The organism is Marinoscillum sp. 108, assembly GCF_902506655.1.
Taxonomy (GTDB): Bacteria; Bacteroidota; Bacteroidia; order Cytophagales; family Cyclobacteriaceae; genus Marinoscillum; species Marinoscillum luteum.
Genome location: NZ_LR734819.1, coordinates 1 through 22730, shown reverse-complemented (window position 1 = coordinate 22730; position 22730 = coordinate 1). Strand labels below are relative to the sequence as shown.

10 protein-coding genes are annotated in these 22730 nt (G+C 48.2%); 6 read left to right on the top strand and 4 right to left on the bottom strand.

The annotated features are described in order from the left end of the window. The first annotated feature begins 63 nt into the window (after positions 1–63). Together GV030_RS20685 and GV030_RS20680 are read left to right on the top strand one after the other, a co-directional pair. Complete coding sequence (locus GV030_RS20685) at positions 64–1377, top strand: aspartyl protease family protein (protein ID WP_159585283.1); 1314 nt, start codon at positions 64–66, stop codon at positions 1375–1377. Positions 1378–1412: 35 nt separating this feature from the next. Then, positions 1413–2531, top strand: a complete 1119-nt coding sequence (locus tag GV030_RS20680) for an NAD(P)/FAD-dependent oxidoreductase (RefSeq protein WP_159585282.1) — start codon at positions 1413–1415, stop codon at positions 2529–2531. On the opposite strand, the gene GV030_RS20675 is transcribed toward GV030_RS20680, so the two are convergent. Next, on the bottom strand, positions 2524–3378 hold the full coding sequence (locus GV030_RS20675) for a UbiA family prenyltransferase (protein ID WP_159585281.1): 855 nt from the start codon (positions 3376–3378) through the stop codon (positions 2524–2526). The two genes, GV030_RS20680 and GV030_RS20675, sit on opposite strands and share 8 nt — an antisense overlap. Before the next feature lie 50 nt (positions 3379–3428). On the opposite strand from GV030_RS20675, the gene GV030_RS20670 reads away from it, so the two are divergent. Continuing rightward, positions 3429–4529 carry a type III polyketide synthase gene (locus GV030_RS20670; protein ID WP_159585280.1) on the top strand — a complete coding sequence of 367 codons (1101 nt, stop codon included), beginning with the start codon at positions 3429–3431 and terminating at the stop codon, positions 4527–4529. Next, complete coding sequence (locus GV030_RS20665) at positions 4526–5221, top strand: methyltransferase domain-containing protein (protein WP_159585279.1); 696 nt, start codon at positions 4526–4528, stop codon at positions 5219–5221. Before GV030_RS20670 ends, GV030_RS20665 begins: the two co-directional genes overlap by 4 nt. Positions 5222–5271: 50 nt before the next feature. Here GV030_RS20665 and GV030_RS20660 read toward each other — a convergent pair whose 3' ends face one another. Then, a complete protein-coding gene (locus tag GV030_RS20660; RefSeq protein WP_159585278.1) occupies positions 5272–12261 on the bottom strand; it encodes a LamG-like jellyroll fold domain-containing protein in 6990 nt (2329 codons plus the stop codon). A 225-nt stretch (positions 12262–12486) separates the two neighbouring features. On the opposite strand from GV030_RS20660, the gene GV030_RS20655 reads away from it, so the two are divergent. Then, a complete protein-coding gene (locus tag GV030_RS20655; protein WP_159585277.1) occupies positions 12487–15495 on the top strand; it encodes a TonB-dependent receptor in 3009 nt (1002 codons plus the stop codon). 32 nt (positions 15496–15527) lie between these two features. Next, positions 15528–17012: a RagB/SusD family nutrient uptake outer membrane protein gene (locus tag GV030_RS20650; RefSeq protein ID WP_159585276.1), complete on the top strand. Its 1485-nt coding sequence runs from the start codon at positions 15528–15530 to the stop codon at positions 17010–17012. An 88-nt stretch (positions 17013–17100) separates the two neighbouring features. Here GV030_RS20650 and GV030_RS20645 read toward each other — a convergent pair whose 3' ends face one another. Together GV030_RS20645 and GV030_RS20640 are read right to left on the bottom strand one after the other, a co-directional pair. Further along, the gene (locus GV030_RS20645) at positions 17101–17526 is read right to left on the bottom strand and encodes a hypothetical protein (RefSeq protein WP_159585275.1); all 426 of its coding nucleotides are present in this window, start codon (positions 17524–17526) and stop codon (positions 17101–17103) included. Positions 17527–17607: 81 nt separating this feature from the next. Beyond that, positions 17608–22730 (bottom strand): Ig-like domain-containing protein (locus GV030_RS20640; RefSeq protein WP_185155843.1); only part of this gene is annotated, 5123 nt, incomplete at its 5' end.

The window sequence follows — 22730 nt, the reverse complement described above, 5'->3', positions numbered from 1 at the left end:
AACAAGCGGAAAATCACACCTTTTTGATTCGTGGTTTTTTAAGTAATTTACTATCAGACCCATTTGATCCATCAATCACTAGGGATTGGTGGTTATTTGTTGTTTGAAGATTATATGCTCCTAACCTGGCTACGTTTCATCCCATTCTCTAAGCGTTTGTTGTTGGTACTCATCCTCGGGTGCATGATGGGCACACGTGCCTCCTCTCAAGAGCGCATTGGGTTTTTCATGCCAGATGGAGTCAATATGGTGGAGATCAAGTTTGAGCAGTACAGCAACCTGATCGTCATCCCCATCACCATCAATAATTTCCTTACCCTCAAATTTATTCTGGACACGGGAGCAGAATCCGCGATACTTACCGAAAAGGTTTTTGGAGACATTCTGGGTCTCACTTACGTGCGCGACATTCAGATACAAGGGCCCGGTTTGATCGACTCCCTTCAGGCATTTGTAGCCACGGGTATCCGCATGTCTATGCCCGGCGGCATACAAGGCAAAGGGCTGAATATGTTGGTGCTCAAAGAAGACTATCTGGAGCTGAACAAAAACCTTGGAGAGGAAATCTATGGGATCATTGGTTACGAAGTGTTCAATCGGTTTGTGATCAACATAGACTATGATGAAAGGATCCTGCGGATCTACCGCCCGGAGTCCTTCAAGCCCAGAAAGTGGGACACGGCCATCCCAATGACCGTTTACAATACCAAGCCTTTTATCAATATGCAAATTACCCAGGATGGTAAAAAAGATACAGTGAAGCTCATGGTCGATTCTGGTGCCAGCCATGCCTTACTATTAGATGTGGACAATACAGATGATCTCAAGCGACCAGAAAAAGTGATCCTCACCAGACTGGGACACGGCCTGGGAGGTGAAATTCCAGGGCACCTCGGGCGCATGAACACTTGTCTCATTGGGGACTTTTCCTTTGAGGATGTACTGGTATCCATCCCCATCAGCGGAGCCTACATCAAAGCCATCAAACGGGGATCCAGGCATGGGACCCTAGGGGGTGACCTGCTTTCAAGATTTGATGTTACTTTCGATTATCCAAACGAAACCCTCTACCTGCGCAAAGGGCAAACTTTTAATGACGCTTTTGAGGCCAATATGAGTGGGATGATTATTGCGGCAGAAGGTAAAAAACTTGACAGCCTGGTAGTGTCAGACGTGAATGAGGATACACCGGCTACGGAAGTCGACATTAGGCGGGGAGATGTCATTCTCAAAATCAACGGACTCAACCTCCAGAATTCTTCTGTCTCCGAAATCAACGCGATGCTCAGAAAAAAGGATGGCTTGAAAATACGGCTCGTCATTTGGCGTGATGGACGAAAAATGAAAAAAACATTTCGCCTGAAACGAATGATATGAGTATGGTTGTTAACTTTTACTCATAGCAGCAACGAATGCACGACATCATCATTATAGGTGGGGGCCTGTCCGGCCTGATCAATAGTATTTTGCTTTCAAGAGCGGGGCTGGATGTGCTCCTTCTGGAGAAAAATGTCTTTCCCTTTCACCGGGTATGCGGGGAGTACGTTTCGAATGAAGTGATTCCCTTTCTGGAAGCCCACGATCTCTTTCCTGCTCATTTTCTGCCTCCTTCGATCCACCAATTACAAATCTCATCCACCAAAGGCCGATCCTTTACTGCTCCACTCGATTTGGGAGGCTTCGGAATCAGTCGCTTTGTCTTTGATCAGTGGCTGGCCCAAAAGTCACAGGAGTCCGGAACGCAGATCTTACAAGGAACCCGCGTATTGGATGCCACTTTCATGGGGGAGCATTTTCTGGTAAAAACCGACCAGAATAAGCAATATGAATCCCGGCTTGTGATCTCGGCTCATGGTAAGCGCGCCAAACTTGATCAGACACTCAGTCGTCCCTTTATCAAAGAACACTCCCCTTATGTGGGGGTAAAATACCATGTGAAAACAGACTTTCCAGACAACCTGATCGCCCTGCATAATTTTGAGGGCGGCTACTGCGGCGTGAGTAAAATTGAAGGCGATAAGTTTAATCTCTGCTACATGGTGCACCGCGATCAGGTGCGCAAACACGGAAGCATCAAAGGAGTGGAAAATGAAGTGCTCTTTAGAAACCCAAAGCTGAGACACCTTTTCCAAAATAGTGACTTTCTTTTCTCCACCCCGGAGGTGATCAATGAAATCACGTTTGTCAAAAAAGAACCGATCTACGAACACCTCCTCATGTCTGGGGATGCCGCCGGAATGATCACACCCCTTTGCGGCAATGGCATGGCCATGGCCATACATGCGGCCAGTCTTCTTTCGGAGATCATCCTCACCAACAAAACCGGCGATCATTTTGACCTACCCGCTATAGAAGCCCGCTACCTCCACACCTGGAATCAGCAATTTGCCACCCGACTGTGGGCCGGCCGCAAGATTCAGGGTCTTTTTGGAAAAGGTCAGGCCTCCGAGCTGGCAGTATTCACCGGAAAGTATATGAAACCCATGGCCCGGGCACTCATTCGTCAAACCCACGGAGAGCCTTTTACTTAGCAATCAACCAGATGAAAAAAATATTCAGACAAGCCCCCGAAATAAAGTTTAACCACATCGTCCGCTGATAGTCTGCATTGTTTGGGTCCTTTCTCACCTGCATGTACCAGACCAGGAAAAATAGCAGGATAGGGGAGAGCGCCAGGATAAATAAAAATACCACTTGTGTATCGTAGTACAGCTGAAAGAAAAATGCAAAGAGCAATACGGACACCGAAAAAAACAAGGCCGTAAAATGAAAAGTACCCAAGACTCCTAAAATAAGGCTAATGGTGCGATCCCCTCTGCGGGCATCCTCATCATGCTGATATACTTGCGTCATTGGATAGGAGCCGAAAAGCAGAAGCGTGCTGAGAATTCCGGCAAACTGGACTTTCAACTCAGTAATGACCTCAGGCCCGCTGAAAGCCAGACACACCATAAGAAAAGTAAAATACCCCTGAAAAACACCCGCGGCCAGCCACCCGATGATGGGCATTTTCTTCAACCGAATGGATGGATGACTGTATGCCTTGGACACCAGCCCATACACCAGCAGCATCACGGCAAACTGCCATGAAATGGACCAGCCAAGACCGATGGCAAGAACATCCATGGCCCAGGAGGCATAAAATAGCTCTTGGGTAACCTTCGGTGGATGCTTCAGCCCACCAATGCTCCCTTCATCCTTGTCGAAGTAACTATTGTAGCCATTGCTGGCCGGATACAGCAGAAAATGCAAAATGATGAAAACAAGCCAGAAATTTTCAGTGTTGTACCCAGAGACGATCGCCGTAGCAAAAAAGAAAACCGGCGACAAAAAAAACGAAAAGGGTATTCGGAGATGTAAGAAAGTGGACTTTTTCATCGGATAGTAAGAACCTCGCAAAAGTTAGTTATTATTACTCATACAGCCTTATGTCTTCATTCATCTCCTCCATAGGTACCGCAGTCCCCGCCAATCGCATCAGCCAGTCTGACATTGCGCTTTTCATGACAAAACACCTGGGGCTAAAACCGGAGAAAGAAAAATTACTCACATTACTTTACAGGGCCAGCGGGATTCAGTACCGTCATTCCGTGATCGAGGATTTCGGCAAAAACCCAACAGATTTTACTTTTTTCCCCAACGCTCATAACCTGGAACCCTTCCCAAAGGTAGGAGAGCGAATGAAAAAGTATGAGCAGGAAGCCATTAAGTTATCCATCAGTGCCGTTCAGGATTGCCTGGGCACGACTGAAGCCACAGGAATTACTCATCTGATCACGGTAAGCTGCACGGGTATGTATGCGCCGGGCCTCGACATTGACCTGATAGAACGACTGAAGCTCCCAACAACCACGCAGCGTACCTCCATCAACTTCATGGGCTGCTACGCTGCATTCAATGCCCTGAAAATCGCAGACCAGATCGTAAGGAACAACGCCGGGCACAAAGTATTGATTGTGGCAGTGGAGCTCTGTAGCATTCATGTTTTAAAAAATGATGCCGAAGACAGCCTCCTCTCCAACACACTTTTTGGTGATGGGGCCGCTGCTGTACTCGTGGAAGGTGAAGACCCAAACAAAACGCAGTTGGCCATGGCGGCCTTCCATGCGGACCTGGCGCCCTCCGGGAAACCAGATATGGCCTGGCACATTGGGGATTTTGGTTTTGAAATGAAACTCTCCGTGCAAGTACCAGAGGTCATACGCTCGGGTATTGCCTCCCTTACACAGAAGCTTTTGAGTCAGTTATCATTAAACCTCTCAGACATTGATTACTTCGCCATACACCCGGGAGGGAAGCGAATTCTCGAAGTGATAGAAGAAGAGCTGGGAATTTCCAGAGACCAAAACGTCCATGCCTATGAGGTAATGAGAAACTACGGAAATATGTCTTCTCCTACGGTGCTCTTCGTGCTCCAAAGACTGATGAAGAATATTTCAAATCAGGATGAGCATAAAAACATTCTCAGTTTTGCCTTTGGTCCTGGCCTCACGCTGGAGAGTATGCTACTCAAAATAAAAACCACATGACCCTGAAGCACCGGTCTGAAGAAATGGAGATCATGGATGACCTGAGCATCTCAGGAGAGGTGATTGGTCAGACCCTGCGCGAACTGGACATCATCAACCGTAGGCTGGGGGGGAATCACATCAGCCTAAGGGCGTTTGCCAAAATCCTGAAGAATCACCGAATCCAAACCGTCGCTGATCTGGGCTGTGGTGGTGCAGACATCCTCATGGCCATGGCACGGATAGCCAAACGGAAAAACCAGGACATCCAATTTACCGGTGTAGATGCCAACCAGCACATCGTAGAGTATGCCAACGATCACACCAGGGAATGGGCAAACATTTCCATCATTCAGGAAAATATTCTATCAGAGGCATTTAGGCGACAACATTTTGACATCATCCATTGCTGTCTTTTCCTGCATCATTTCACCGAATCACAGCTCATTTCCATTTTCAAGAGTTTGAAAGATCAGGCTCGGGTAGCGATCATCGTCAATGACCTGCACCGCCATATTCTGGCCTTTCATTCTATCCGACTACTCACCCGCTTTTTCTCAAAATCCTACATGGTACGCAATGACGCAGCAATCTCCGTCGCCCGGGGATTCAAAAAGTCAGAGCTGGCAGCCATTCTGGAACAAGCAGGCATTTCGAACTATCAACTTTCCTGGAGGTGGGCCTTCCGATGGCAGCTGGTTATTCATAAATAAACCCTGCACTGAAATCAGCGCAGGGTTTAACCATTCCACCTATTGACCAATTAGTGCCTGATGATTACTTTATAGGTAATCTGCTCTCCCGGCTTACCCGGATCTGTTACATGAATGAAGTACATTCCATTCTTCAAGGCATAAGTATCCAACTCGAGGCGCTCTCCCTGATCGGATATTTGCTGTTGGTAAATCACCGTCCCCGACAGATCTATCATCTTCACCACAAGCCCGCGATGCAGGGTAGTGTAATCTATATTCAGCTGATTGCTGGCAGGATTTGGATACACATTCATCTGATCCAATTGCTCAGAAGTAAACCCAAGAGTATTGATGCGCTCCACAAAAATTCCGTCCTCGGTGATCACCGCCTGAAGTTCGATAGAGTTATTCCCTCCGTCTTCACCTACTTCAAATTCCACAAATGAGTTTGGATCCATAGGGATACCAGGGTATTCAATGTTGAATCGGTAAGTACCTGGAGGCATAAAGTCGAACTTGAAGCGACCCTCGTCATCAGACTCCACGTAAGCAATCAACTTCCACTCTCCGTCCTGTAGCTGTCTTCCACTTCTCACAAACCTTCTCATAGAACAGCCAGCACGCTTCACTTTTCTTCGTGCGTTCACTCTTCCGCCTTCATCTCCGTCCTCATCAAAATCAGATTCAACACCTCCAAAAATAGATCCATCACCATCTCCCGGGCCCAGTGCCGGAGGCAACACCGTCATCTGCATAGTGGCTTCCAGATCTCCCTGGAATTCCAATACATCGGCTTCTTCCCACAAGTAAGTGTTGGTATAGTAAGTAGGCAGGAACTTCGCCGGGTCGGCGCGAATACCTACTAGATAATTACCCAGGAGTAAATCTTCAAACAGCGCATGACCAGCAACAATAGCCAACCCATTGGGGTCTCCACCACCGCTTGCTCCCTTCGGGATACTATCGTATGGAAGGCCCGGGCCTCGGTTTCGTAGTGCATAAGCCTTTCCACTGGATAGCAAAGCGTCGTTTTCACCGATCACCGTGATATCCAGGGTGGCTGTGGCCCAAACCTGCACCGGCTCAGATACCAGACTTAGTCCTGGAAGCAGCGAGTTTTGCGCTTCCAGTTTGTACCTCCCCATATTGTTGAAGTCAATGGCCTCTATGGTATAGCTACTGGAGGTTCCTCCATCCGCATCACCGAAATCCACTGCGTAAGTATTGAATTTATCGACCGACCACTGGTAAGAAGTGTTGATTCCGCCCACATCGTGAGACATCATGTAGCTGGATCCCTTAGGAATGGCCACACTGTCCTTTTCTCCCAAAACAGCCTGTGGAGCGTAATCATCCGGTTCAGAAAACAACGTGCTGTTGGGTTCCAGTGCGCCAAATAGCAATGCATTATCAGCCACCAAAAAGCTGGTGAGGCCGGACATCCCGCTCATATTGGGCAGCCCTGTGATCTGGTTGTTACTCAAGTCGAGTGTTTTCAGGGCATCCAGGCCGGTTACCACCTCCGGAAGTACTCCGGTCACAGATTTTCCCGATAGATTGAGTCCGGTAATTCGTTCCTCTTCTATGGTAATTTCTTCCCTTTGCGCCAGTGGCAAGTTGATCCAGTCATCCGCAATGTCTGTCCAATCCGCGCCGTCCATGGCATCATAAATGGAGGAAATGATCACTGAATCAGATTCCAAAGGTGTCAGCTGTGCCTTTACATTTGGCTTTCCTAATCCGGCATTCAGGTTACCCGAGGCATCTTCTGCGGTGAGGTAAAAGTCATAGAGTGAATTTCTCACGAATGTGCCGGTGCCCGCAAGCGTAGCAGATTCAGCAGGAGTGACATACTCCAGCTGGGCAACAGCCACCTGACCCTGAAATGAGTTCACCCCGGTTGCGGCCTCTTTGATCTGAGTAGCATTCGGAATACTACTTTGATCCGATAAAATGAGTAAATAAACAGTAGACTCTTCATCCAGTGTCACCTCTATGGTATAGTCATCTCCAACCACACTTCCTCCAGAGGAGTTGGTAAAGCTGGGTGCTACAATATCCGGTGCTGGTGTGATCGTGAAGACTGCATTGGTGGTATCGCCAATATTTCGGGAAGTATTGACCACTGCAATCAACGCAGACTCTGTAGGCGTATCAGTTACCGTCCACTGGAACGTGTTGTCGGGGTAGGTCCCAAAAGTTCCATCATTGAGGATGGCAAACGTTTCTCCACCATCCGTACTCAAACGAATTTCAATGAGGTCCGCATCTTCCTTATTCATCACTTCCCACGAAATGGTTTGGCTGGAAGCTCCCTCCCAGGTTTCACCGCCATTGGGTGAGGTCACAGTGATGCTGCGATCCACCGTGCCGATGGTGAAAGGCTCATCACTGGCATCTGTCACTTCCTGAGTGATATTGGCTACCTCTACAATGGCCATTTCGGAAGCGCCTTCTGGTACCTCCACAGTGAGCTGGTTGTTCTGAAAGCTACTGCTAGTTCCCTCGCCCAGCACAGAAAATGTCTCACCCCCATCAGTGCTCAATCGGATTTCCAACAGGTCGGTATCAGCAAATTCTACAGCCTCCCAACTGACCACCTGCATGGTACCGATTTCCCAAAATTCTCCTCCATTGGGTGACAACACGGTGACCCCAAGCTGGCTGGCCACGATGGAGAAATCAGCATCACTGGCATCAGAAACATTTTCCGAAGTATTGGCCACTTCTATTCTTGCTGTGCTGGTCATTGTACCCGGTACTGTCCACAGATAGCTATTGCCAAAGCCCTCAAAGGTTCCCTCGGCGATCATCTCATAACTCTCTCCTCCATTGCCTGAAAATCGGATTTCGATTATGTCTGCGCCCGAAATATTGGCGGTGGTCCAGGTGATTTCATACTCCTGACCCACGGTTAGCTCCTCTCCACCGTTTGGCGTAGACAAAGTAATGACCGGGTCATTGCTGATGGTGGCTCCGGATGTTACCCATTGGGCCGTGGTGTTGGCCCCGCCTGCACCCGACCATGATCCCTGATTGTTTCCAGAAGTATAATCCGCCAGTGACGAACCCGCTGAGTGATCAAAGCGATAATAGGCTACGAGTCCTGATTCTTCGCCGGTGAGTGTACTCACAGAAGCAGAAGCGAGCTCCCCTTGTGTACGGGCCACATTCCAAAACCTCAATTCGTCCAACGCTCCATTGAGGTAAAAGGGACTTCCCGATGCCTGCCTGCCCAGCTCCACATTGGATGCGGAAGCCAGACTTCTGGATGACATCCCGCTCACATTGGCAGAAGCAACACCATCAACGTAAAGGGTGAGAACATCACCTGACCGAACCATTGCTACATGGTGCCAGGTGTCGTTTTCCAACACTGCAGGGGTGGATAAATCGGCGGTGCTATTTGAGAGCGAAGCTTTGAGCTGGCCTGCACCCATGTAGAAAACGAAAAACGAAGCACCTCCGGAATAATCACTGGCAATCACCTGCGTGGAAGTCACATTGTTCGATTTTACCCAGCCTTCGATGGTAAAGTCTCCGGTGCCAAAATCAAAGTTTGTGGGATTGGCCAATTCCACGTAATCATCAGTGCCATCGAAAGACAAGGCTTTACCCGGAGGGAGTATATTCCCGGCAAACCGAGACTCTGAAGTTTCTGTAAATGTGCCACTAGCAACCTCTACCCGCCACCAATAAGCCGAATTCACAGAAACTCCTGCTGTATATGTTTCCGTATCAGCGCCTAAAAAGCCACTGTAATTGATCCAGGATTGGTTATCAGAGGAGTACTGAACTCTGTAGCTGGTTTCGTTATCTGCATTATCTGTCCAGGAGAGGGTAACTGCCCCATTGCTATTCTCTGTAGCAGTGAAGTTAGTTGGTGCTGCCGGTGGTCTGGTGATTGTAAATACGGCATCACTTTCATCACTTGTCTCCTTGGTTACATTTGAAACTCTGATGAGACCCTGTGTCGTGACAAGGTCCGGCACGGTCCATGCGAATTCATTACCTGAAAGCTCGGCATATGTACCACTGAACACAGATGAAGCTTCATAAGTAGCCCCTCCATCGAGTGAGAGCTCGATCAGCACTTCATCGGTGTCCTCCCAGGCCGTGCCTACTGACCAGCCTATGTTTGCCGTCTTTCCGACTCCCAAAACTTCCCCTCCATTGGGATAAAACACAGCGAGTGCCGGACAGGTGGTACATATGGTAAAAGATTGTGTGGTGTCTGAAACAGCCCTGGTCGCGTTCACTACTCTCACCTTGATATTAGTGCCTTCTATGGCCGGTACGGACCAATTGTAAGTGCTTTTGTTTCCATCATTGGTCATGTTATAGATGTAGCCATTATAAAAATTGACAAATGAGCCCCCTGCGTTGGAATAAAAAAGTTGGAAATAGTCACCAGTACCGATATCTCCATTCGTCCACGTGATTTTCTTAGTGCTCCCCTGCAAAACATATTCCCCTGCAACAGGGGAGGTGATCTCCACGCTGGGTTCGTAATACACCCTGAAGGCTTCACTTGTATCCGAAACCGCACGCGTGGCATTCACCACACGTACCCGCACCTGGCTGGCTGAGTCCGCTCCAAAATCAGGAATCGTCCACGTGTAGGTAGACTCAGCGCCATCATTGGTCAGGTTATAAATATATCCGTTAAAAAAATTGACAAACGCTGCCCCATCATTGGAGTAGAAAAGCTGGTAATAATCTCCCGTCCCGATATCTCCATTCGTCCACGTGATGTCCATGGTCTCCTTGAATTTCCTTTCATCGGTATCCGTAGGGCTGCTGATCGTCACGCTCGGTTCGTAGTATACCCTGAAGGCTTCACTCGTATCTGAAACCGCACGCGTGGCATTCACCACACGTACCCGCACGTGGCTGGCTGAGTCCGCTCCAAAATCAGGAATCGTCCACGTGTAGGTAGACTCAGCTCCATCATTGGTCAGGTTATAAATATATCCGTTAAAAAAATTGACAAACGCTGCGCCATCATTGGAGTAGAAGAGCTGGTAATAATCTCCCGTCCCGATATCTCCATTCGTCCACGTGATGTCCATGGTCTCCTTGAATTTCCTTTCATCGGTATCCGTAGGGCTGCTGATCGTCACGCTCGGTTCGTAGTATACCCTGAAGGCTTCACTCGTATCTGAAACCGCACGCGTGGCATTCACCACACGTACCCGCACGTGGCTGGCTGAGTCCGCTCCAAAATCAGGAATCGTCCACGTGTAGGTAGACTCAGCTCCATCATTGGTCAGGTTATAAATATATCCGTTAAAAAAATTGACAAACGCTGCGCCATCATTGGAGTAGAAGAGCTGGTAATAATCTCCCGTCCCGATATCTCCATTCGTCCACGTGATGTCCATGGTCTCTTTGAATTTCCTTTCATCGGTATCTGTTGGGCTGCTGATCGTCACGCTGGGTTCATAGTACACCCTGAAGGCTTCACTCGTATCTGAAACCGCACGCGTGGCATTCACCACACGTACCCGCACCTGGCTGGCTGAGTCCGCTCCAAAATCAGGAATCGTCCACGTGTAGGTAGACTCAGCGCCATCATTGGTCAGGTTATAAATATATCCACTGTAAAAATTGACAAACGCTGCACCATCATTGGAGTAGAAGAGCTGGTAATAATCTCCCGTCCCGATATCTCCATTCGTCCACGTGATGTCCATGGTCTCCTTGAATTTCCTTTCATCGGTATCCGTAGGGCTGCTGATGGCCAAACTTGATTCAAAATAGATTCTGAATTCAGGACTTACCTCATCCCAGGACTGAGTAGCATTTACCACCCTTACCTCTGCCTGGAAATCCAAATCTGTCCCAAAATCAGGCACCGTCCATGCATATGACATTTCATTACCTGTGCCAGTTGCCAGCTGTGTCCCGGTTCGGCTCGCAAGAGTGGTCCAGGAAGCTGCTCCCACCTTTCGGTAATAAATGGTGTAGTTATCTGTACCTACTAGTGAAGAGTTATCCCATTGAATGGTCATTACTTCTCCGAATTTCAACTCCTCAGACCCCCCTGGGGTGATAAAGGCAATATCAGGCACTGGCCCAGCCCCGGCACCAGCTACGAAATCATCAATGAGCCCATTGCTGTCACCAATCCCATTGAATTGGATTTTCACTGGTCCGGAATAAGGTGACCCGAACTCATGAACAAAGCGCTTGTAGGGTTGGTCAAAAGTAGTCACCTCAGATGCCAGTGTGATGTCGAAAGTGGCGCCTCCATCCGAAGAGCCCAACACATCAAAGACAAAACCATCCGCATTGTTAGTGTTCACCCGGTACCAGAATTGTACAAACTCAACATCCGTCAGACTTGGTGACTGGAGGTAATTGCCTCCACCTGAAAACATGAACGCCGCGTCCGTCGAACCATTTCGGGTACTTGATCCCGCTTCATCTGACTGAACACCCTGACGTTTCCAGGTACCAGAAACCAACGACAGATCACTGGTACCGGTAGAGGGTGGAAGGCCCGAGTCAAAATTCTCTGAAAAGGAGGTGGTAAAATTGGCTGAAAAGTCATCGATCAGCCCGTGAGAATCCCCCTCTATCTGTGTGGCTATTTTGATTGGCCCTGTATAAATGCTTTCGAAAGTATGAGTAAACTCAACATAAGAAGTACTTAGTGAGGTCTGATTATCAGCTATCACAATGTCATAAGTGGTGCCACCGTCCGAAGAAGCCAACACATCGAAAACAAAACCATCTGCCCCGGGGGAGTCCACACGATACCAGAAGGAAAAATCTGAAGCATTGAAAAGTTTAGGGGTAATCAGAAAATTTCCAGACCCGGATAAAATATAGGCTGCATCTGCTGAGGCATCTCGGGTTTTTGTTCCGGTCTCATCACTCTGGACTCCCGTTCTTCCCCAGTCTCCTGATTTTAGAGGCAGATCAGTACTTCCCGTGGATGGAGGAAGGCCTGAGTCAAAGTCTTCGGTAAAATCCTGAGCCTGTACAACCATCGTACTTAAGGCAAGAATTCCGCTGATCAAAAGGTGCTGTAGTTTGTGTAATGCTTTCATCGGTGAATTGATTTTTTCCAACTTTAAAGCTAGAGCGCCCGACAAGCGGATTTTATACCGTGGCTAGGGTATATTGAATCAGTATCACTAAGGATTTTTCACCGAAGTGACCATTTTCCCGTATTTTGCTGACTCCTTTTTATAGATTAGTATGAAAAGGGTGGGTATTACTATTTTCGAATACTCATTCTGCCTATTTTTATGAAGCCGACAAACTTTTAATATATGAGATCCTATTTCACCTGCCTAATCCTCTTACTCCTGGCACACCTCAGCTGGGCACAGGAAATGACCCTGAAGGGAAAAATCACCGACAGCAAAACCAGCGAACCCCTGAGTGGGGTGAGCATCAAACTCCCCGGATCCGGCAATAGCACCGTCACCAATGCGAGTGGGGAGTTTCAGATCAGCATCTCAGATGGATATGAAAATGTGGTGGTAAGCCTGGAAGGTTATCAATCACAAAAAATATTTTTAGGAGGTACCACCAACCTGAATGTAAGCCTTAAGAAAGGAAAAGCGGAAGAAGCCACTTCTGTGGGTTTTGGATCTCAGTCTAAGACAGAAATGACCAGTAGCGTTTCCTCCATCGAAACCAACGATGTAAGTCCCTCACCACTGATTAACCTGGAACAAGCCAACCAGGGTAAAACCACCGGGATGTTTGTACAAAACAGCAGTGGGAAACTTGGTGAAGGCACCACGGTGCGCATCCGTGGGGGTTCGTCTCTGTCAGCCTCCAATCAGCCCCTTTATGTCATCGACGGGGTACCGCTGACCTCAGGCAACCAATCCAACATCAACCCGGCTAATATCGCCAAAATAGAAATCCTTAAAGACGCCTCTGCAGGAGCCATGTATGGAGCCCGAGCTGCCAATGGGGTGATTTTGATCACCACCAAATCAGGTGGCTCCGGAAAAATGAAAATTGATGCCGACTATCAGTTTGGTATCAGCCAGACTCCCAAAAAACTGGACCTGTATTCTCCTGAAGAGTATAACCAGCAGGTCATTGAGTACACGCTGCGTTCGCTTTCGCTGGATCAGTTTGTGACCAAAGAAAGACTGGAGCAGTGGGAAGCTTCTGGTGATCGGACCATCAATCTGCCCAACGGGTCAGCAGTCACACTCCCAAGCTTTTACGATTCGCTCAATTATAATACCGATTGGCAGGATGAGGTTTTCCGAAAGGCCTACTCCCATCGCGCCAACCTGAGCCTGCAAGGTGGAACTGAAAAACTAGGCTACTTTGCCTCTATGTCTTATACCACTCAGGAGGGTATCCTCATTGGCAACAAATATGACCGACTGAATGGCTCTCTGTCGCTGGACAGTAAAATCTCCTCAAAGCTTTCGGCCAACCTGAACCTGAACTATTTCTACTCCAAAGATTTCCGACTGAAAGAAGACCAGGACCTTGGTGCTCCTTTGCAGGCCATCGTACTTCCACCCTCCGACGGATACAATGCTGACAACAATTATCAGCTGATAGTAAGGAGCCTGGAGTACAACCCCCTCACTGAAGTCAATTTCTCTGACAACCTCGGTTTTAATAATAGCCTGGTTGGTAACCTTGGACTGAAGTACGATTTCACAGATGAGCTCACCTTCGACATCAACGGGGGAATGGATTTTAACGATGCTCGTCAGGAGATCAGGCAAGGCCCTGAAACCAGAGATGGTGCCCTCACAGGCCGCTCGCAGTTAGGGGAGCAAAACCTTAAAAACTACATTTTCAATGGCTGGTTTACCTATACTCCAGAGCTCAGCGATAACCACAAGGTCTCTGTGATGCTGGGAGCGTCTTATCAGGAATCCAACACCACTTCCAGTTACAGAGTGGCCAACATCAACAGCGTGAGCCAGCTGGAAGGCCTGGACGAAAACAACCCATCTCTTACCATCGTGGACATCCCTGGTCAGGCCAGCAGATTTGCTTCCACCTTTGGCCGATTCAACTATACCCTCATGGATAAGTACATAGTCCAGGTAAGTGGACGAATGGATGGCTCTTCTAAGTTCGGACCAGACAATCGGTACGGATTCTTCCCGGCAGTGTCCACAGGATGGAACATCAGCAATGAGTCGTTTATGGAGAGCGTCTCACCGGTAAGCTTCCTGAAACTGAAAGCTTCGTACGGACTGGTGGGAAATACCCCGCAGGATGATTTTCTGTATCGAAGTAATTACTACAACATCCGATATGGAAACAGAGACGGTATCAGACTCTCCAACCTGGCTAACCCCAACCTGAAGTGGGAAACCACCGCTCAGATGGATATCGGGCTGGACTTTGCCTTTCTCAGCGACCGTATTTCGGGGTCTGTGGATTATTATAAGAAAACCACCACCGACCTGCTCTTCCCTGTGCCGGTATCGCAAACGAGCGGTTTCGCTTCTGTGCTTAAAAATGTGGGTTCCATGGAAAACAAAGGTTTTGAGTTTAACCTGAGTACGGTGAATGTAGAAACAGGAGACTTTAGCTGGACCACTGATTTTAACATCTCCTTTAACCAAAACAAGGTGACCGACCTACAGGGTTCTAACCTAATCGTGGGGGTCAATGCCTTTCTGGAAGGAGAGTCAGCAGGGGTGTTTTATATGAGAAAATATGTGGGCGTGGATAACGTAACCGGAGAAGCCCTGTATGACAATGGGCTGGGAGGTACCACCTCTGACTGGGAAAGCGCCCCACGGCAGATCGTTGGTAACCCCAATCCCGACTATTACGGTGGATTTACCAATTCCTTCCGTTTCAAAAATTTTGAACTCTCAGCGCTCTTCCAGTTTGTAGGCGGTGCTGATTTGTATTACGAAACTGGCGAGTTTCTGGCCAACAGCGGAATCCTGAACCTGGGTCAACTGGCCACACAGGCTGACAGATGGTATGCACCCGGGGATGATGCCGAATATCCGGTACTCGATCCCTTCCAGGAAAATACTTTCCCTTCTACACGGTGGCTGCAGGATGGCAGCTATGTGAGAATGAAAACCCTTACGCTTACTTACAATCTCCCCAGTGACATGGTCGCCGGATGGGGCATGCAATACATGAGCATCTACGTAGGTGGAACCAACCTGCTCACCTTTACAGACTATACCGGTTATGATCCGGATGTCAGTTATTTTGATCCGCTAGATGGCGTAGTAGGACAAAACATCAGCCGTGGCATTGACAACTTCACTGCTCCGCAACCAAAAATATTTATGGGTGGAATTAAAATCGGGCTGTAATCATGAAGAATTTGATCTTAAAAAACACCGCAATGAAAGCTTTCAGAATTTTCATTCTCCTCTTTTCGCTCTCTTTATTCTCCTGTGAAGGACTCCTGGACATTGATGCCGAAAACACCATCAGTGGGGAGGTACTCACAGACCAGGCCGCCATCGAGGAGGCCCTTAATGGTGCCTACTATAACCTTATGGGTATCTACGATGGTACTGGTGGTGGCGAACTCCTCGGAGGTGATTTCAAACTTTTCCCGGAATTGCTTAGCCGAAGAAACTCTAATGAAATCTCCTGGGATGATGTGAATGCACCACCCTATTCGGATTTCATAGATAAGGACATTCTGAAAACCAATCTGCGTGTAGAATCTAACTGGCGCCGGGCCTATGAGGTGATCAACACCGTCAATAGCATCCTGGCTAATATTGAGAATGTGGAAAATGCCACAGCAAAAGCACGCATCCAAGGAGAATGTCAGGCCATCCGTGGAATTCTTTACTTTGAAATGGTGCGTCTCTGGGGCCCTCAATACGAGGAGGGCGGAAGCTCCCTCTCTGTAGCCACCCTTCCACTGCTCACCGAACCCATTACAGAAATAGGCGAGATTCAAACGCCGGAACTGGCCACCGTACAGCAGATTTATACACAAGTAGAGACAGATTTGACTACAGCGTCCTCATTGTTGGAGTCTTCCGGAAAAAACGGAACGGCTATTTCATACTACGCCTGTCAGGCCTATCTCATGCGAGTGGCCCTGCAGAAAAGCGACTTTGAATCTGCGGAAACTTATGCGGACAACATCATAGAATCTGGTGCTTTTTCTCTGGTAAGCAATCCACTCCTAGCTTTCAATAACAACACCAACAGCACCGAGGACATCCTGGCCGTGCAACAAACAACAGCCAATACCACCGGTGATAAATCTACCGGAACAGGACTGGCCAATCATTTCTCTTCTCTGACAGAAAGTGGATTGGGGACAATGAGGATTCTTGAATTCTCCCTCAACTCAAGCTTTATTTCGGGTAGTCCGCTTTTCAGCGATGATGACATTCGTGGTATCGTGGACTATGATGTAGACGAGCAAACCCGAGCCACAGAAATCAACACCGCCTTCTATACCAACATCCTCAATACCAGCACCATTTCATCGTCGAAGTTTATGACTGCCGATAAAGTGATACCGGTCATCCGATTGGCAGAAGTACATCTTGCCCGGGCAGAAGCCATCTTCGAGCAAACCCTGGAAATTGAGGCTACGGCCCTTAGCGACCTGAATGCCATCCGTACTCGCGCAGGATTGCCCGCACTTCAGGAATCGGACTTTGGAGGAGACGCCTTTGCCTTTTATGACAGCCTGGTGCTGGAGAAAAACAGGGAGTTTATGTATGAAGGTATACTGTTTCATGACCTGAAAAGAAGAGCTACTTACCTGGATGACCTTGATATGGCCAATAGTGATCCATTGGATGATAAGTTTATCCTTCCCATCCCACAGGCTGAAACGGATACCTGGAAATAAGAATCCTACCCATTAAACGAAGAGCCGATTCCCAAAAGAATCGGCTCTTTTTTTTGAAACACCTCTCTTTAAAGCGGAGGACTCAACTTCACACCCACCAGAAGAACCTAAATAAATAGAGTATTGGGCCTAGTAAAAAACTTATTCCTGCGGCGTTAAGAAAGTCAATATGGAGCGGTCTGTTCTTATAGAATATTAGGGCAAACATGAATGCTGAAAGGATAAAAAAGCCGTAAAGCGTGATCAAGTCCACTTCGCTCATCAGGCTGTTGCCAAAAATGCTTCGGATCCTCACAGCTCTCTCTAATTCTAAATTATCCAGCTGCCCTATCACACTCAGATAATCAAGCCTTTTCACAGACTGTCGGTAGAGCACCTCAACGCTGAAGAAAGCAAAAGCCAAAACCACATAAATCCGGGGAATTGTCCGCTTAACGGCCATGAAAAATGACCTGATAATCAGACTTTCAATGATCAAAATAGCTACCGTTCCGAACAATAAGTTGGTCCACATAGTCCCGGATTTCTATCAAACTTATAAAAACGTAAAAGGCCACCCTCCCGGGTGGCCTTCTCATCTTCTATGATTTTATGACTAATGCCTGATCACCACCCTGTAGGTAACTACAGAGCGCTTGCGATCCAGCGTATCTACAAAGTTGAGCAGGTAAACGCCCGCTGGTATTTCGCGAACATCCAGATCCAGTGCCATGTCGTAGCCACGCTCAACCGCTTGTTCCAACACCACATTTCCTTTCAGGTCTACCAGACGCATCACCACACCCTTAGCCAACATCTTAGCATAGCTCACGTGCATCACTTCGTCAGACGGGTTAGGGTACACATTCAGGTCCTTGAAGTATTTTCTGTAGAATCCGAGCTCGTTGATTTTCTCCACCACAATGCCTTCTTCAGTAACTGTGGCCTCCAAAGTAAAGCTGTTGCGCTCCTTGCCATCGGCACCAATCTCAAACTCCACGAACGATTCAGGATCCATTGGGATACCCGGATATTCAATATTGAAGCGGTAAAGTCCGGGCTCTATATCCTTAAAGTTGAATCGTCCTTCATCATCAGATTCTACATAAGCGTAGAGAATAAAGTCACCCTCCTGATCAATACGTCCACTTCTGACAAACCTACGCATACTACACCCTGCACGTTTGACTTTTCGTCGAGACTCAATTCGAGCCCCTTCATCCTCTTCTTCTTCATCTGCAAAATCCGACTCGATGCTTCCGCCAACTACACCTCCATCTGGCAGCGGTGGTAGCGGTGGTGGTATCTGAGCCATTCGCAAGGTCTCCATACCATCCTCTCTCAGAATATATTGCTCTGCTTCCTTCCAAAGGTCAGTGCTTGGATAATAGGTAGGCAGGAATTCGACAAGATCATCTGCCCGAACAGCTATCAGATAGTCGCCCAGAATCAGGTCCTCAAAAACAAACCCTGCTGCCGAGCCCCTTACTGCCTGAATGGTATCATATGGCTTACCCGGTGCGGTCACCCGTAGCGCATACCCTTCTCCCTCCGTAAAGAGCTCATTACTCAGATCAAGTGCAGTAAATGTGAGATCGGCTGTTGCCAGCACTCGCTGCTTGCGACTGGTTAGCGTAAGTCCTGGTACCTTAGAGTTAGTCACCGACAGGGTAAACACACCCATGGTTTCATAGCTGATTCCTTCTATGGTATAGCTGTTAGACGTGGCTCCCGAAACAGGCCCCGTACCCACGTCATTCGTTCGACTCCACTGGTAGGCATTGGCACTACCGCCCACTTCCAGAAGGATTGTGAAATCACTACCATGTACAATGGTGTCATTTTTGGCCGCTCCAACCAATCGCTGATTGGCGTAGTTGATGCCCGTTATCTGTACGTTTGGCTCCAGGTCATCAAACTCGAGATTGTTTCCGGATACATTCAAACTACTCAGGCTGAGGCTGGTCATATTTGGAATTTTGGAAATCCGGTTACCGGAAAGGTCTACCTCCTTCAGTCCAGCGATATCGAGGATGTCATTGGGTAACTCTCCGGTCATGTCTATTGCATCCAGGTCCAGACCCACCACGCGTTCGCTCTGGATGTCCACACCATGCCAATTCGCAAAATCCGTTTCATTGGGCCAGTTACTCTGCTCTCCCGTCCAGGATTCGCCGCCCATGGCATCATAGATGTTTTGAAGCGCCGCAAAATCCCTTTCCAATGAACTAACCTTCAATACTACCGGCTCTGATTTAATCGTTAAGCCGGGCACCAGATCATTTGTCACCTCAACAAAATACCCACCTTCATCATTGAAACTCTCAATCGCAATGGTTAATGAAGAACCGGTATTGGTCAACTCAGTGATGGCCTTGGTTTTAAGGTTTTCCTTGAACCACTTATAGCTATTTGATGAGCCTGTCACCGTTCGGTCAATGGTAAAGTTCGTTCCTTGTTGCTCCAGGGTTTCAATTCGTTCGCCTGCTGCTTTTTGGGGAGAATAAACGATTCCCGAAATCCCAACATTAGGTTCCAAAGAAGCAAAGCCCAGTTTGTTATCACTCACATCCAGACTGGTAAGGCCTGATAAAGAAGTCAGTGCTGTCAAAGAAGTCAACAAGTTGCCACTCAGATCCAACGTAGCAAGAAGCTCCAGACCTTCAGAAATCTCAGGAAAGGCTCCCGCCAGGTTGTTTGACGAAAGGTCAACTAAGGTAACTCGGGTCCCTGTCATGGATATATCACTCCATTCCCGTAGCGGCAGAGACGCTTTCCAATTGTTTGTCTTGGTCCAACTGGCACCGCCTGTTGCTTCATAAATGCTTAACAATGCAAGTGAATCTGCCAAAGTTCCGGCATCCGTCGGGGTAGTGACAGTGATCACATTGGAGTTGCCCGAAATGTCTCCTGAGGCATACACCGCACGAATCCTGTAGTGGTACACACTGCCGTAGTTCAATCCAGTCACCACCACAGAAGTGGCCGTGGTGCTGAGGTTATCAAATCCTGACAAGAGGTTCACAAAGGAAGCATCCGAAGAAATATCCAGACGATAGCTAGATACACCCGTTCGCGCCTTCCAATTCGCCGTAAAGCTGAAGTAATCAACTTCTGTAGCTGCCAAAGCCGTAGGGGCACCCGCCTTGATGATCAACTCGTCGGTGGAGGCGTCCTCAGCTGAATTGCCGGCTGCATCGCTTGCTGTTGCCAACACGTCATAAGTGCCAACTGCCAACGATGCTATCGTACCCTCTTCCACCGTCCATACCGTACCCGATACTATGGCCTCATAGGTGTTTCCATCCACTGTAACTTCCACTATCGCCTCTGGATCATCTACCGTACCACTCAAGGCCGGGCTGTCTTTCAATGTCTCCAAAGCATCTACAGTTACTGCTGGTGCAGAAATATCTATTTCCAATGCCCCTGTCGAAGTTCCCTCGTTGGTGGCGGGATCTGTTGCGGTCACGGTAACTTCATAAGTCCCCTCAGACAAGGACGCTATCGTCCCTGCAGCCAACACCCATGAACCATCTCCCTGATTCGCCGCATCATAGTTCGTACCATTAACAGTCACCTGAACAGCAGCATCCGCATCATCCACAGTACCTGACAGTTCAGGACTGGTGATATTAGTGATTAAACTCTCAATACTCACCAAAGGAGCAGTCCCATCAATGACAAGAGTGCCCGTGATAGACCCAAACTGTCCACCGGATAATCCAGTGGCCGTAATGGTAACCTCATAGGTACCATCCGATAGATCCGCAATCAGACCTCCGGCTAATTGCCACGTTCCGTCAATGTTGTTAATCGCGGTATAGCTACTTCCATCCACGCTCACTTCTATGGTAGCTTCCGGGTCATCCACTGTTCCTGTGAGCTCAGGTGAAGGATCATTGGAAACAAGTCCATCAAAACCGATGGCTATCGTTTCATCTAAATCATTTACCGCTATGAATACAGTAACCCCTTGAGCATTTGCTCCATCTTCCACAATCACCTGAAGGCTGAAAGAAATGGTGCCACTTTCATAATCGAGATCATCAGGATCGTTTACAGTGAGCTCACCAGTGGTAGCGTCGATGACAAAAGGAGCTGAACCATCTCCATCCACGTCCACATTTCCTGTACCCAGGCTCCAAGCGAAAGCAGAACCTGTATCAGCATCCGTAGCCATAAGGCCTACAACTAATGTCCCCACCACACTATTCTCATCCACACTCACAGTTCCAGGATCAACGATCTCAGGCGTGTTGTCATTAGCGTCGGTAATTGTTACCATCAAACTGAGATCAGAGAAGTTACCCTGCCCATCCGTTGCCGTAATTGTCAGTAGATAAATATTGTTGGCATCTGCATCTCCTGGCAATTCAAAATCTGCCTCCGTGTTTAGGCTTAGCTCACCTGTGGTGCTCACGGTAAACAACCCGGCGTCTTCTCCGGACAATGTCCAGGAAACCTCCTCATCAGCAGTATATTGACCAACCAGCAATGTGTTTTCAGGAATCACTGGGAGCTCATCTCCGGTAATCACAGGAGGAACTACATCAGACTGCAGCACTTTAATACTTACCGCCAGGCTACCAATATTCCCTGCAGCATCAGTGCCTTGTAGGGTCACGTCATAAATGTTATCACCCCCGGCATCCAGTGGGCTATCATAATCGGGAGCGCTTAAAAAGCTCAATTCCCCTCCTGTACTTACGGTAAAAAATGAAGCATCCACTCCGGCTAAACTCCAGGTCACTGACTCATCTACTGTATAGGTTCCCACTAGTGTTTCTCCTTCAATCAATTCAGGCAAATTCTCTCCACTGACAATCGGATCGATTTCATCCAGATCTGTTACTGTTACCGAAACCGTCAGTGTGCCAATGTTGCCTGCACCATCTGTGCCCGTTACGATAAGGTCATAAATATTATCGCTGCCACCATCTGTCGGGCTTTCAAAATCAGGTGCGCTCACGAATGTCAACACGCCAGAGGTAATACTGAACGCAGAGGCGTCAGTGCCACTCAAACTCCACGTCACACTTTCGTCCGCAGTATAGGTTCCGACAGAAGTCGTGTTCTCCTGTACTGATGGTGTCCCATTGCCACTGATCACTGGATTGATCTCATCCGCGTCTGTCACCGTTACCGAAACTGCCAACGTGCCCACATTCCCAGATCCATCGGTACCTGTCACCATAACGTCATAAACATTGTTCGATCCACCGTCTGACGGGTTTTCAAAATCAGGGGCGCTCAAGAATGTCAACACGCCTGAGCTAATGCTGAACGCAGAGGCGTCAGTGCCACTCAAACTCCAGGTCACACTCTCATCTGCCGTATAGGTTCCAACAGAAGTCGTGTTCTCCTGTACTGATGGTGTCCCATTGCCACTAATCACTGGATTGATTTCATCAGCATCTGTCACCGTTACCGAAACTGCCAACGTGCCCACATTCCCAGATCCATCGGTACCTGTCACTATCACGTCATAAACATTGTTGGCTCCACCGTCGCCTGGACTTTCAAAATCAGGGGAGCTCAAGAATGTCAACACGCCGGAGGTAATGCTGAACGCAGAGGCGTCAGTGCCACTCAAACTCCAGGTCACACTTTCATCTGCCGTATAGGTTCCAACAGAAGTCGTGTTCTCCTGAATCGACGGGCTACTATTTCCGCTGATCACTGGATTGATTTCATCAACGTCTGTCACCGTCACAGAAACAGCCAGTGTGCCAACAT

What these genes read in the sequence shown, in the direction of transcription:
- GV030_RS20645 (WP_159585275.1), bottom strand. Translation starts at nt 17,526, where the DNA reads ATGTGGACCAACTTATTGTTCGGAACGGTAGCTATTTTGATCATTGAA.
- GV030_RS20660 (WP_159585278.1), bottom strand. Translation starts at nt 12,261, where the DNA reads ATGAAAGCATTACACAAACTACAGCACCTTTTGATCAGCGGAATTCTT.
- GV030_RS20655 (WP_159585277.1), top strand. Translation starts at nt 12,487, where the DNA reads ATGAGATCCTATTTCACCTGCCTAATCCTCTTACTCCTGGCACACCTC.
- GV030_RS20670 (WP_159585280.1), top strand. Translation starts at nt 3,429, where the DNA reads ATGTCTTCATTCATCTCCTCCATAGGTACCGCAGTCCCCGCCAATCGC.
- GV030_RS20650 (WP_159585276.1), top strand. Translation starts at nt 15,528, where the DNA reads ATGAAAGCTTTCAGAATTTTCATTCTCCTCTTTTCGCTCTCTTTATTC.
- GV030_RS20675 (WP_159585281.1), bottom strand. Translation starts at nt 3,378, where the DNA reads ATGAAAAAGTCCACTTTCTTACATCTCCGAATACCCTTTTCGTTTTTT.
- GV030_RS20680 (WP_159585282.1), top strand. Translation starts at nt 1,413, where the DNA reads ATGCACGACATCATCATTATAGGTGGGGGCCTGTCCGGCCTGATCAAT.
- GV030_RS20665 (WP_159585279.1), top strand. Translation starts at nt 4,526, where the DNA reads ATGACCCTGAAGCACCGGTCTGAAGAAATGGAGATCATGGATGACCTG.